General features: G+C 41.4%; 16 protein-coding genes and 1 pseudogene. 16 read left to right on the forward strand and 1 reads right to left on the reverse strand.

From position 1 onward, the window contains the following. Window positions 1-136 precede the first annotated feature (136 nt). The 10 genes and pseudogenes from ACFWMP_RS13180 (at window position 137) to ACFWMP_RS13225 (ending at window position 6332) form a co-directional block, all read left to right on the forward strand. On the forward strand, window positions 137-964 hold the full coding sequence (locus ACFWMP_RS13180) for a helix-turn-helix transcriptional regulator (RefSeq protein ID WP_379424304.1): 828 nt from the start codon (window positions 137-139) through the stop codon (window positions 962-964). Between the two features lie 86 nt (window positions 965-1050). After that, complete coding sequence (locus ACFWMP_RS13185; RefSeq protein ID WP_379423897.1) at window positions 1051-2034, forward strand: iron-siderophore ABC transporter substrate-binding protein; 984 nt, start codon at window positions 1051-1053, stop codon at window positions 2032-2034. 29 nt (window positions 2035-2063) lie between these two features. Further along, window positions 2064-2429 (forward strand): cupin domain-containing protein, encoded by a 366-nt coding sequence (locus tag ACFWMP_RS13190; protein WP_379424305.1) that lies wholly within the window; start codon window positions 2064-2066, stop codon window positions 2427-2429. Window positions 2430-2547: 118 nt separating this feature from the next. Next, window positions 2548-2970 carry an SRPBCC family protein gene (locus ACFWMP_RS13195; protein ID WP_379423898.1) on the forward strand — a complete coding sequence of 141 codons (423 nt, stop codon included), beginning with the start codon at window positions 2548-2550 and terminating at the stop codon, window positions 2968-2970. 1 nt (window position 2971) lies between these two features. Continuing rightward, on the forward strand, window positions 2972-3304 hold the full coding sequence (locus tag ACFWMP_RS13200; RefSeq protein WP_339241856.1) for an ArsR/SmtB family transcription factor: 333 nt from the start codon (window positions 2972-2974) through the stop codon (window positions 3302-3304). A 177-nt stretch (window positions 3305-3481) separates the two neighbouring features. Continuing rightward, entirely contained in the window at window positions 3482-3691 is a 210-nt protein-coding gene (locus ACFWMP_RS13205; RefSeq protein ID WP_379423899.1) for a hypothetical protein, read from the forward strand. Between the two features lie 76 nt (window positions 3692-3767). Then, window positions 3768-4010, forward strand: coding sequence for a hypothetical protein (locus tag ACFWMP_RS13210; protein WP_379423900.1), 243 nt, complete (start codon window positions 3768-3770; stop codon window positions 4008-4010). 4 nt (window positions 4011-4014) lie between these two features. Next, window positions 4015-4329, forward strand: a pseudogene (locus ACFWMP_RS13215) (ATP-binding cassette domain-containing protein); the annotation flags it as partial. 159 nt (window positions 4330-4488) lie between these two features. Then, window positions 4489-5520 carry a daunorubicin resistance protein DrrA family ABC transporter ATP-binding protein gene (locus ACFWMP_RS13220; RefSeq protein ID WP_042189107.1) on the forward strand — a complete coding sequence of 344 codons (1032 nt, stop codon included), beginning with the start codon at window positions 4489-4491 and terminating at the stop codon, window positions 5518-5520. Further along, window positions 5517-6332 (forward strand): ABC transporter permease, encoded by an 816-nt coding sequence (locus tag ACFWMP_RS13225; RefSeq protein WP_379423901.1) that lies wholly within the window; start codon window positions 5517-5519, stop codon window positions 6330-6332. The genes ACFWMP_RS13220 and ACFWMP_RS13225 overlap by 4 nt, the downstream gene beginning before the upstream one ends. Window positions 6333-6396: 64 nt before the next feature. Here ACFWMP_RS13225 and ACFWMP_RS13230 read toward each other — a convergent pair whose 3' ends face one another. Beyond that, window positions 6397-7050, reverse strand: coding sequence for a TetR/AcrR family transcriptional regulator (locus ACFWMP_RS13230; protein ID WP_339241846.1), 654 nt, complete (start codon window positions 7048-7050; stop codon window positions 6397-6399). A gap of 198 nt (window positions 7051-7248) precedes the next feature. Here ACFWMP_RS13230 and ACFWMP_RS13235 point away from each other — a divergent pair, with 198 nt between their 5' ends. The 6 genes from ACFWMP_RS13235 (at window position 7249) to ACFWMP_RS13260 (ending at window position 13253) form a co-directional block, all read left to right on the forward strand. Further along, the gene (locus ACFWMP_RS13235) at window positions 7249-8034 is read left to right on the forward strand and encodes an SDR family NAD(P)-dependent oxidoreductase (protein ID WP_379423902.1); all 786 of its coding nucleotides are present in this window, start codon (window positions 7249-7251) and stop codon (window positions 8032-8034) included. A gap of 177 nt (window positions 8035-8211) precedes the next feature. Beyond that, the gene (locus ACFWMP_RS13240; RefSeq protein ID WP_379423903.1) at window positions 8212-8931 is read left to right on the forward strand and encodes an SDR family NAD(P)-dependent oxidoreductase; all 720 of its coding nucleotides are present in this window, start codon (window positions 8212-8214) and stop codon (window positions 8929-8931) included. A 362-nt stretch (window positions 8932-9293) separates the two neighbouring features. Continuing rightward, window positions 9294-10052 (forward strand): YveK family protein, encoded by a 759-nt coding sequence (locus ACFWMP_RS13245; RefSeq protein ID WP_379423904.1) that lies wholly within the window; start codon window positions 9294-9296, stop codon window positions 10050-10052. Continuing rightward, on the forward strand, window positions 10000-10707 hold the full coding sequence (locus ACFWMP_RS13250) for a CpsD/CapB family tyrosine-protein kinase (RefSeq protein WP_042189094.1): 708 nt from the start codon (window positions 10000-10002) through the stop codon (window positions 10705-10707). Before ACFWMP_RS13245 ends, ACFWMP_RS13250 begins: the two co-directional genes overlap by 53 nt. A 6-nt stretch (window positions 10708-10713) precedes the next feature. Beyond that, window positions 10714-11949, forward strand: a complete 1236-nt coding sequence (locus ACFWMP_RS13255; protein WP_379423905.1) for an oligosaccharide flippase family protein — start codon at window positions 10714-10716, stop codon at window positions 11947-11949. A 32-nt stretch (window positions 11950-11981) separates the two neighbouring features. Then, complete coding sequence (locus tag ACFWMP_RS13260) at window positions 11982-13253, forward strand: O-antigen ligase family protein (RefSeq protein ID WP_076286729.1); 1272 nt, start codon at window positions 11982-11984, stop codon at window positions 13251-13253. Window positions 13254-13270 lie beyond the last annotated feature (17 nt).

Here is a 13270-nt window from a genome sequence, read left to right on the forward strand (position 1 = left end):
TATTATTAATGTGTAAACAGGCGTGAATCCTTATGCTCACCTTACCGACGCCAATGCCTCTGAGCTGGTGCACTATGATTGAGTTTTGTTGATGATTATCCATAGAAGAGACTACTATTGAAATGAGGTATGCATGGTGAAAATAGATGTTAATCAATTAGCAGAGCATTTTGCACACACTCCTTTCCAAGTAGAAGGAGTATATCGATATGCTGAAAATCCAGGTGTGCCGTACGCTGACTATACAGATTCTTTTCCTGGATTTGTGTTTCCACTTACAGGAAAGATTAAATTTAAATTTAATGGCACACCTTATATCTTTTCGCCTGGAAAAGTTGTGCATGGGGGTGCAAAAATGAAACTAGATCAAAAAATGTTAGGTAGAACCAATTGGGAATATATTCTTGTTCAATATCGGATATGTAACTCAGAACTAAAAGAGTCAAGCTTTTCTCATCAGCATTTTGAATTATTAACAGGTCAATCTCCTCGTCTTATTGAATTAATTATGCGTCTTTGGCATGTGTATAATCAGCGTGGAGGCATTTCGATGTTTCAGACTGAAATGCTGTTTCGCGAAGTGCTGAATGAGGCCTTATTATGCGTTATTAATAGGGTAGATAGCTGTGAATCACATACTTTATTCGAGCGGGTATCTAATTATATTCATCAAAACTATTATCAAAGTTTTACAATAGCTTCGCTTGCAGAACAAAATAACGTTAATCGAAATCGACTTTCTTACGTATTTAGAACACATGCCGGTATGGGACCAGCAGAATATTTATTAAAATATCGTATAAATATAGCGCAAGAAATGCTATTTACAAGTGATGCGCCTGTACAACAAATTGCGCAAACCGTTGGAATGGCTGACCCCTTTTATTTTAGTAGAGTGTTCAAAAAACAATGTGGCATTTCACCTACCGAATATCGAGAGAAGTTCATCAATAATCCATGGTGAATTCAACCTGCATCCATTCTTATCTAAAAAGTACTCTACTATAATAATGGTTAAGCAAAGAAACCATTATGTTGGAGGAATTTCGTATGAAAAAGATTAGAGGACTGCTAGTCGCAATACTATTATTAGCAGGTATACTAGCGGGTTGTACTGAAACACCTGCTGAAAATAAAGAATCAACTAAAGAAGGCGTATCTTCAACAGCAGTTAATGTAGATGCAGCTGATTGGCCAAGAACATTTAAGGATGCCTCAGGTAAAGAAATTGTTATCGAGAAAAAACCAGAAAAAATAGCCTCGTTATGGTATTTTTATCCTGAAATATTAGTTGCATTAGGAGAGCCACCTGTTGCATCTACAGAAAAAGAGTATCTATCTTCTTTATCTTATTTAAAAGAAAAGCTGGATTCAGCTGAAGAACTAGGAGATAAAGTGTCTCCTAGCATTGAGAAAATTCTATCTATTAATCCTGATTATATTTTAGCAACAGAGCATCATGAAGCAGTGTATGATTCACTAGATAAAATTGCACCAGTCATTACATTAAAATACAAGGACATCTATGAAGATTGGCAATATGGACTCCGTACAGTAGCCATGATTATTGGCAAAGAAGACGAAGCGGAAAAAGTAATTGATAAAATGATGAAAGATATTACAAATGGGCGTGAAACATTAAAGTCGATGGAAAGAGAGACAGTATCGCTTATATTGTCTTGGGATGGAAAAACTTTTAATGTTCTAGGTGAAGGGAATCCTGTCTATAAACTTGCGTTTGATAAAGAAAAGAGACTGGGGCTTACACCGGATGATACATATACAGGAAATAATAATGAGTTTACTTCGTTTGAAGGAATATCAACTGTTCAAGCAGACCATATTTTCCTTATAGGTGACATTACAAAAAAGGAGGAATTAATGAATAACTTAAAACAAAGTAATGTGTGGAATGCTATGAATGCCGTAAAGAAAGGCAATGTCTATTTAATGGATAATTCCGCTATTACTGGTGGACCATTAGCTATTAATTACGCTTTACAAAATATATTATCCGCCTTGCTTAAGCGCTAATAAGTTGAGGAAAATAAGGAGTGATTACTATCCATTATCAAGCTATTAATCTGAAAGATAAGTTATCTAAATTTAACGACCTTTGGTCTCCGAAAGTCATTGGTGAAATGAATGACTATCAATTTAAACTTATTAAGATCACTGGGGATTTTGAATGGCATGTTCATCAAGATACCGATAAGGTATTTTTCACGCTCGAAGGGGAGATGATCATTGATTTTCGTGATGGTCAGGTTAAAATCTCCAAGGGTGAGATGTTTATTCTCCCAAAGGGAGTCGAGATGAAGCCTTCCGCCGAAAAGGAATGCCATATCATGTTAGTGGAGCCTAGAAGCGTAGTAAACATAGGCGGTACTGAGCCCGAATTAACAGCAGCTAATGATACTTGGATCTAGCTAAGGCTTTCCTCCGCTATTCCCTTAAGGTTTCTGCAAATTGACATAACACCAAATGGTGTTATAATAAAAACGAAACCAGAAGGTGTTACATTAAAATGAATTTTGGAGGAAATTTATGCAAACTCAAGGACCACTACAAGATATTCGTCAAACAATTACACTCAATGCGCCAATTGAAAAAGTATGGAAAGCTGTTTCCACTGCTGAAGGAATAGCTGCCTGGTGGATGCCAAGTACATTCGATCCAGTGGTAGGTCATGAGTTCATTCTACATGCTGGACAATTCGGGGATTCCCCATGTAAAGTTACAGAGATTGATGAACCGAATTCTGTCGGTTTTAATTGGGGGAAGGATTGGCATCTTGCTTTTGAATTGAAAGAGATTAATGGGAAAACGGAGTTCACCGTGATTCATTCTGGATGGGACCCTGAAAAGGTAACTGAATTTGGTCAACCGCATCCAATCGTTCGTGGCTTTATGAACGGCGGCTGGGAGAAAATCGTCCAAGAAAAACTTCCTGCTTATATCGAGGCTTAAGATGCCAGTCGCTGAATCTGGACATGATGTATTTCAAGCGATAGCAGATCCTACCCGCCGCAGTCTGCTAAAGCTGCTTGCTAATAAGGAAATGTCCATAGCGTCCATCTCGGACTGCTACCCGATCAGCCGAACCGCTGTTAACAAGCATTTACAAGTATTGTCCGATGCGCAGCTTGTTAGCAGTCAGAAAGTCGGTCGGGAGACTCGGTACAAGCTTCAGCCAGAGCCTCTACTGGAGCTTCAAGATTGGCTTACCTTTTTTGAACAATACTGGGCTAATAAACTGTTTGCGCTTAAAGAATATGTTGAAGCAGATCATAACAAGGAATGATAAACCGAGAGGCGTGAGATCGCGCTTCTCGGTTTTTTTGATGCATAGTACAAAAATACATATCATACGAATGGTGGGCTTCCTGTTAGTTGTATAAATGACGCAACACAACTAAAGTTGCTTGTTAAAACTCTGAATTTCCTTTATCCTAAAAGGTAATTATTGGGATTGAATTGAATGTCAGAAAACGTTCATCATGAAGGCACTCAACCTGAAGAAAAGCTGCGTCTGGAAGAATTACAGGAAGAAGTCAAACCTCTTAGTGATGCAGAGATGAAGGAAGTCTCTGGTGGATTAGGTGGGAATAGAGATCAATTGAAAACTACGTCACCAAGTGCTATCAAAAATGGAAGAACAATCTCTTTAATGGTTAGTTTTATCTCATGAATTTAAGCACTGATTACAATCACCTCAGGGTCATTTACATGTAGCCGCAGCTACGGAATGGCTTCAGCGCAACCGAATGACGCTTGATGATTTAGGTGAATGCATTCATGAGAAGCTAATTGAATCCAAGCTGATGGATATCGTATGCAGAGATCAAGTGGAAAAGTATTACTACGAGCAGCGATTATCCCTCGACATTGCCTTGATTTCGCAGATTATCATGAAGGAATATGGGGAGATTCGGGAGTTAATGTATTGTATAGAAGAAGGCGGGGATTTTTATACTTTTGCAAGTCAGTATTCTTTGGACGAACCTTAGACGAATTAAAGAACTTCCACTTCGTTATGATACGATGATCGGTGAAAGTGGAATTAGATTATCTGGTGGGCAAGCTCAACGAATCGCGATTGCACGAGCGCTGCTTGGTAATCCTCCGATATTGGTGTTTGATGAAGCAACGAGCGCATTAGATACGGAGTCAGAACGGAAAATTCAGAATAATAGGGAACTTATTATTAAAAATAGAACCACGTTAATCATCGCGCTAGATTAAGGCGTAATTGTGGAAAGCGGAACCCATGAAGAACTTTTTCAGGCAAAAGGTCTGTATTATTATTTAGTCAGTCAGCAATTATAATGAGTTGGATTAGCCATGTTCATTGAACGTGGTTTTTTGTTTGTTTTCATAGAAAATAATTAAATGGATAAGTTTAACTCAGTATAAACCTTCGTTTAAATTCAGTTTATAAATGGCGTTTATCATCACAATATAATCTGAAACGTTGGAGGAATTACAATGGTGCATGTACAGAACAAGATCATTTCACCAGACGATCATGAGTGGGCCGTCGAGGCGCGTGGACTGGTCAAAACCTTTGGTGACAATCGCGCGGTGGATGGCGTGAATTTGAACGTGAAAGCAGGTACGATCTATGGCGTACTTGGTCCGAATGGGGCAGGAAAGACTACCGTCATTCGGATGCTGGCAACCTTACTTCGTCCCGATGCAGGTACTGGGCGAATCTTCGGGCATGATGTGGTGAAGGAGTCGCAGATTGTTAGGCAATTAATTGGTGTGACAGGACAATATGCCTCAGTCGATGAGTCATTAAGTGCTACAGAGAATCTTATTATCTTCTCTCGGCTATTAGGGCTTGGGCGCGCAGAGTCGCGGAAAAAAGCAACAGAATTACTGGAAGAGTTTGGTCTGACTGAGGCGGCTAAACGGCCTCTTCGAAATTTCTCTGGCGGTATGCGTCGCCGTCTGGATTTGGCAGCTAGCCTTATTGCACAACCACCTTTAATTTTCCTGGATGAACCCACTACAGGGCTTGATCCTCGCACTCGTTCACAGATGTGGGATACCATTCGTCGATTGGTGAATACGGGATCAACAGTTCTTCTGACTACACAGTACCTTGAAGAAGCAGATCAACTGGCTGATCGGATCGCAGTTATCGATCGTGGGCAAGTCGTTGCAGAGGGAACGGCGGATGATTTGAAAGCGTCTGTGGGTACCACATCGCTACACCTGAAGGTTCAACATCTAAAAGATATTGAACAAGCCCGTCAGCGTGTGGAACATGTGCTTAAAATTCAGTCCGTGGTATCGTACGAAACTGGGAAAATAACGGCACCGATGGCGGACGCTGATTTAGTTACAGACCTACTTATTGCGCTTCGTGAGGAAGGGATTCACTTGGCTGAGATGAGTGTACAGAAACCGACGCTTGATGAAGTATTCCTAACGATTACAGGTCATGGTGCTACAGATGAAACGTCAACAGCGTCCCAAGAGTCAAATGTTAAGGAGGCAGCAAGAGTATGAGAACCACTACAATAAATTCGGGTGTTAACCGCCCATTGAAAAACCATACGAGTTTTCGGCAATCTGTGCGCAACTCGTTAACGATGGCTTATCGTGGGATACTGAAAATTCGACGTACCCCTGAGCAATTGTTCGACGTTACACTTCAGCCAATTATTTTCACGCTGATGTTTACCTATATCTTTGGAGGGGCTATATCTGGTGACGTGGTAAGTTATTTGCCTGTTATTATCCCCGGTATTCTTGTGCAGACTGTAATCACTACCTCCATCGTTACTGGCGTCCAATTACGTGAGGACATGGATAAAGGCGTGTTCGACCGATTCAAGTCTCTGCCAATTGCTCGTATAGCTCCGTTAGCGGGGGCTTTGTTGGCGGACACGATTAGATACACGATTGCTACTGTTCTTACATTTACCATGGGCTACATAATGGGTTACCGTCCTGATGGTGGTCTGGAACATGTCGCATTCGCTGCGCTTCTTGTTATTGTTTGTGCTTGGTCGATTAGCTGGATTTTCGCTTTCTTCGGTGTGATTGCACGGACTGCTTCTAGTGTGCAGGGGATATCAATGATTGTGTTGTTCCCACTTACGTTTCTATCTAATGCCTTCGCGCCTGTCGATACGCTGCCTAACTGGTTACAATGGTTTGTTAAAGTCAATCCAATCTCACATCTCGTTTCTGCCGTACGACAACTTACTAACTTTGGAACCGTAGGTTGGGATTTCACTATCTCTTTGATCGGAGCAGCTGTCATCGTCGCAATATTTGCACCTATTACGGTACGTGCTTATATGCGTCGGACATAAATATGAAATGAAAAAACGGCAGAAATGCCGTTTTTTTTGTATTAGCCGCAAAAATCCTCTTTTTTTAATTATCGCTTCTAAAGAATGTATGAATTAAATTGGATACTGATCTATCATACAATGTTTTAGCAGTTTCTTCATTTTGAATATGTCCCCCCAAATGCAGATGAATGACGCCATGCAATGACGCCCACACCAGGTTTACAACAAGGAGGGGGTCTTTCTCGTTAATAAACCCTTGTTCGATGGCTTCTGTAATAAGGGCTATCACTTGTTGTAGTGCCGTAAAGATAGCATGTAAACTTTCCTCCTCCGGTTTGAATTCGCTAAAAGCCCCTCCGAACATAACCATATAATAGCTGGTATGATTCCGTGAGAAATCCCAATAAGCTTGTCCAAGATCGCGAAGATATAAATTTAGATTGTCTTGTTTTGGAACCGCTTGAAAGGCAGCGGCCAACAATTTACACCCTTGCAGAAAAAGCTCCTTCGCTAAACCTTCCTTGTTTCCAAACAAGTTATAAATGATTTTTGTGGGACATTCCATTTTTTCAGCAACCTTGCGAATGGTTACACCTTCAGGTCCGGATTCATGCATAATGGCCGCAGCGGCTTCGATAATATTCAGTCTTAATATTTCTGCATGCTGTAGTTTTGCTTTTGGGTAGGTTGTAACGGATTGAGCATCTATAGAAGATATTTTGGACGATTTTTGCATGTAGTTTCACTTCCTTAGAACTTTACTTTAGCTATTTTTCAAATAGCCGTTATTTCTAAACCTTATTTTACTGATGTAGAAGAGAAATAGCCAATAATTAAATGTAGAATTTTATTTGACAACGCAACCTCACTTGGATACAATGATTCATATTGAAACGATGTTTCTAGATGGTCATTAAAGGGAGAGATGATAGCAATGATTACAATTCAAAATAAATGGACGTTGATTACAGGGGCTTCTTCAGGGATAGGTGAAGCGTTTGCTCATGATCTTGCGGCCAAAGGAAGTCATTTGATATTAGTCGCCCGTTCCGAAGATAAATTGATTGCTTTAGCGGAAAAATTACAAAGAGAATTTCATATTCAAGCGGAGGTTATCGTTGCTGATTTATCGCAAGAAGGTTCTCCTAGCAGGCTCTATCAACAATGTATGGAACGTGGTCTGAACGTTGATATTCTTATTAATAATGCAGGTTTTGCTACGTATGGGCTTTTTGAACAACTGTCTGGTCCAAGACAACATGAAGAGGTGATGCTAAATGTTTTGGCGGTAGTAGATCTGACCCATTTATTTTTGCCAGAGATGTTAAGAAGAAAAAGCGGAGTGATTATAAACGTTGCATCAACAGCAGCATTTCAACCTCTCCCTAATATGGCTGTATATGGAGCGACAAAAGCTTTTGTATTATCATTTACACAAGCACTATGGGAGGAAAATCGGAAACGGGGAGTACAATTTCTTGCGTTATGTCCGGGGTCTACGGAAACAGAATTTTTTAATGTTGTGGGAGCCGATGAAGCTTCAGTAGGGAAACGAGATACTCCAGAAAATGTGGTTCAAGTCGCTCTTCGGTCGCTTCAAGCTAGAAAAGTATTTGCTGTCCCAGGATTTACAAACTATATTTCAGCTCAACTGTCACGTTTTTTCACACGTAAACAAATGCTTTATTTTGTAGGACGTATGCTCCGTACGCGACATTAATTGGTCAATATTTTGCTTCGATGATGTAAAATAAAGAGCCGTTATCTATGGATTACTCCATGATAGCGGCTTTTTAAAAGTTAATTACCTAACTCTGAATTTTAACCCTACTTCTTCATGTCCTTCGATGGTACTATGATATAAAAATAGAATGATGCATATAGAAAGGGCGACAGTATGAGAAACTATCTAATTTTGGGGGCAAGTAAAGGTTTGGGAGATGCATTTGTGAAAGGTTTACCTGAGTATGGTGATCGAGTGTGGATTGTCTCCAGAAGCAGACCGGGCAGTCTGGATCTTAATGATGGCATAAAGCGGGTATGGATTGCAGTAGATCTATCGGGGCCAGATGCCGCACAAGTCTTATCAAAGGGAATTCAAACGGAGAAGATTGATGTTCTAGTTTATAACGTGGGTATTTGGGAGAAAGAAGGTTTTGAGGATCACTATACTTTTGACAAGGATAAGACGAGTGACATTGCCAACATTATAAATGTGAATATAACTTCAACAATTACCTGCATACAGGCTGTATTACCTAATCTTCGTCAATCGGAAGCAGGAAAAATTATTCTAATTGGCTCCACAGCAGGACTGGATCATACCAATAACGCCCAGGTATCATTTGTAGCTTCCAAGTTCGGTCTGCGTGGTATTACACATGCATTGCGTGAGCATGTACGTAAGGATGGCATTGCAGTAACTTGTGTGAATCCGGGTGAGCTGGCAGCAGAAATTCCTTATGAGGATGGCGCGGAAAAAGCGATTGCAGAATATAGCGGCACAAGAATTCCTGTTCAGGACATTGTCTCCATTGTGAAATGTATCGTTAACCTCTCTAGCGCTTCCTGTGTCAAAGAAATTCATATTCCAGCAATGGCGGATTTGAATGCATAGATCTCATTTATCCGTTAAGATTTCATTAAGATTCAATACGAAGATAAACCATATAATTGGATTATAGAAAGGTTATCAACAAAGTGCTACATAAACGCCCTACATAAGCGCGCCAACTAGCACGACGTATTATTAGGTAGTAGTAAAAAGTGAATATATAAGGCTGTCTACCAGTAGAATCTTACTAGTAAACGGCCTATTTCTGTTGGGATTTAATAGAGAGTCGGGTGGATTTTTTTAAAAGAAGACTTATAAATTCCCAACTTTTTTTGGACATATATTGGGCTAACGAGAATATAACTATACAATAAAACACTTGTTGAAGAAGAGGAAAATACATTAACGGTTAGGAGAAATGAACGATGGAATTCGAACTAGGCAGCATTTTGAAACTAGTGAAACGTAGGCTGCTGTTCATCATTGTATTATGTATTGTTGCGGTCGGAATTGCTAGCTTCGTTAGCTACTATGTCTTGAAACCGAAATACGAGGCGACGGCTTCTATTCTTATTCAAGGGGATAGGCAACAGAAAGCAATCAATGACATTATGGCTGGACAAAAACTAGTAACCACTTACGGAGAAATTATCCGAAGCAGTAGAATCGCTGAAGAGGTCGTTAGAAGACTGCAATTAAACATGACCCCTGAAAAACTATTAGAAAAAGTGAAAACAAGAACAAGTAGCGAGTCACTCGTGACGACGGTAATTGTATCGGATTCTAATGCTCAGCGGGCAACGAATATCGCGAATGGCTTTGGTGAGGCCTTTAATGAGAACATCCAAGCGATTATGGGGGTAGAGAATGTTGTGCTTCTTGACCGAGCCAAGGTTCCTTTCGAGGCGATCTCACCCAAGCCAGTATTCAATATGGTCGTTGTTTTCGGACTTGCATTGATTGCTGGGATCGCATTTTCCATTCTACGGGAATTGGCGGAGAAACCTGTGAAAAGCGCCAAGAATATTCAGTTGGATTTGCAGCTTCCTCTTCTGGGAACGGTGGGAAAATTGAAGCCGCGGAAACGGCGGGAGAAGACGAAATCCAATTCAGTAGAAGGAGCCAGCAGACATGAAGAAGAAAACGCCAAGATTGTATTGCCTGGAACAACCGAAATCATCTAATGGTGACCAATTCCGAACGATACGATCTAATATTCGTTATACCCGAGTTGGTGGAGAAATTCGATCTTTATTAGTTACAAGCTCACTTCCGAATGAAGGTAAATCAACAGTGGCGATGAACTTGGCCATAGCGATGGCAGAAACGGGAAGAACTGTGCTGCTGATCGATGGGGATTTGCGTACACCAACGGTGCATAAGGCATTTGATCTACCCAATTGGATCGGATTAAGTAGTATCCTAGTGGATCAAACCCGTGTGGATGATTGTATTTTCCCTATTGAGGGATCAGAAGGACTTTCTGTAATGACATCGGGTCCGATCTCCCCCAATCCAGCTGACTTACTAGGATCAACAGGAATGAAAAGGTTATTTGCAGAGCTTAGTGAGAGATTTGATACGATTGTCATCGACTCTTCTTCGGTGTTAATGCCTTTTTCGGATGCCCTTATCTTGGCAAAGATGACCGAGGGGGTACTGTTAGTCGTAAAATCCGGGAAAGTGCTCTTGAAGCATACCAACTCTGCAAAACAGATTCTTGAGCAGCAAGGAGCACATATTTTGGGGGCGGTTTTGAATTATCGAAAAAGTAGCAAACGTTACAAGATTCGCGGTGAAGATTTTGCCGATTGGGCCTCAACTTCAGGGTTGGTCTAACGCATTATGACACTTGCTTCTCTTCGTTATTTATTCGGAAATATCACATACGCAGGCGCTCAATTCGTGATTGTAATTTTGCTTAATAAATTTGGCTCATCCGAAATCGTTGGGCAATATTCGTTAGGGCTTGCGGTGACTGCTCCCATCTTCATGCTGTCGCATCTGCATCTGCGTTCGGTCTTGATCGTTGATACATCTGGAAAATATCTTTTTGGAGATTTTTTTGGCCTTCGTCTCGTGACAACCGCAGTTGCATTCACGGTTACAGCAGGTTGTTGCGTCCTTAGTGGTGCTGATTGGAATACAGCTTTAGTCATATTTTTCATAGGATTGTATAGAATTGTTGAGTCGGTCAGCGATATTTTATTGGGTATCGTTCAGAAGCAGGAAAGGCTAGATCAAATCTCTTTCTCGAGAGCTGCTAAAGGATTGTTCTCCATACTTGTCTTCGCCCTCGTATTTATCCCTACTCAGAGTCTCATTCTAGCGTTATTAGTCATGATTATCGGATGGTTAGCAATAACCATTGGATATGATGCTCGCAAAGCGAGAGTGCATACGTCGCTCAGACCACTTTTTAACAAAAGACGATTATGGGGCTTGCTGCTCGTAAGCTCACCCCTTGGCGTGGTGCTGGCGTTGATGTCACTAAATACAAATATCCCACTATACGCGATTTCATATTTTAAAGGAGAACATGACTTAGGCATATACGCTACGCTCTCATACATGATCGTTGCCTGCAATGTTGTTGTGACTGCACTCGGTGAAGCGATAACACCACGTCTTGCCCGTTGGCACGCTAGCGGACGACATAAGGAGTACATCTCTTTACTCAGTCGAATGATTGCAATGGGTATAGGAATTAGTGCGATCGCTTGTTTGATCGGGTGGATCTTTGGTCATCAGCTACTAACTCTTCTATTCAGTCCAGATGTGGCTGCTGAGATAGGTTTATTTCATTGGTTGCTCGTTTCTACCCTATTGGTATTTGTAACGTCTTACCTGTGGTATGCCATAACGGCTACCGGGAAGTACAAAGCGCAGATTCCCTTGTTTCTGTGTTCCGTGATCACTAATGGGCTTTCTTGTCTAATATTCGTGCCTATTTTCGGGGTGATAGGTGCTGCGGTGGGGGCTAGCTTGGCCTTATTCGTTCAGATGATAGGTAGTGTGATTGTACTTTTCTTGGTAATCCGTCAGGCAAGGAAACAGGTACAACGGGAATTGGCCGCATAGAGACAATTTCTCATAGGAAAGTAGGGGCTTGTATGACATCTGTACTCGTTGTAGGGAAACCCTACACCATGCGTAATTTATTTCTGTTTGCGGTTATGGGTTACATCATCTGCCTTCCGGCTCAAATTGATTTCGGTGGCGCATTTCGAATCGCACCCTCTGACCTTTTCTTAATGCTTGGTTTGTTTGCAGCAGGTTTACACCTCAAATTGGACCCGAGGCAGTTCAGTTCATGGCATTGGGGGATGTTGTTTATTTTCGTCCTCGCTTCATTTGTATCCATATGGCGCAATGGATTCATTACGCAATACGCTCTATTGCAAAAAGATTTTGGGTTTATACTCCTACTGCTGACTTACATCATGCTTGTTCAGGCTGTAGACAGCTGGGATCGGTTATATAAAATGCTACGAGCTTTTTTGATCAGTGTGCTGATCTTCAATGGCGTCGCTTTGTTCGATTTTTTTAGTGGAGTGAAGGTTCCGTTTATGGTGCAAGACGGTCGCCTCTCCGGGATGCTAATTGATCCGAATGCATACGGCGGATTACTAGTTACGGCTTTTGCCATTCATATCATGACGAGTGGAGACGGGGTGAAGCTGCTAAGGGGATGGGTGAGTACGCTAGCGACGATCACCTTAGCCGGGGGCATAATAATGACTTTTTCGCGTTCGTCATGGATAGGTTTGTTCCTTGTTCTGCTTACATTACTGCTGACTAATCCTTCTCGACTTCTCAAGATCGGCATGGGGTTTAGCGTCGCGTTTGGAGCATTGCTGTTGTATAAAGGTACAGCTTATCTGGATGTGCTTGGGAATATGGCCAGCAGACCCTCGCAGATTCAGTCGCGTCTAGACATCATTGGGAAGGCTGTGGAGTGGATCGCTCAAAGTCCATTATTAGGGATTGGACTCGGTAGCTATAACTATGAACTGCGGATTATTATCCATAATACTCCGATCTGGTTTATGACAGAATTTGGCTTGTTGGGCTTAATTGTGTACGGCGGATTCATGATCTGGTTCTTCATCGTTGGGATCCGTTCTTATCGTGCGGCAGATAGGGTGAACAGACCGATCATTATGGCATTACTGCTGTCTCACGCAGCGATGATTGGACTTTCGATGGGTATTGAAGCCTTATTCCAGCGGTATTGGTGGTTCATGATGGCTATGAACGCAGCTTGCATCCGATTAACGAATACGGGATGGAAAGGAGTGAAGCGATATCGAACCAAAGGCACTGAAAAGTCAACGGGTCGTAACCTACGACAACAAACAGAACAAGCGCAACAAGCGCAATAACAAGAGGTTAGGGAGCA

Source organism: Paenibacillus sp. NPDC058367 (assembly GCF_042723305.1).
Lineage (GTDB): Bacteria > Bacillota > Bacilli > Paenibacillales > Paenibacillaceae > Paenibacillus_AQ.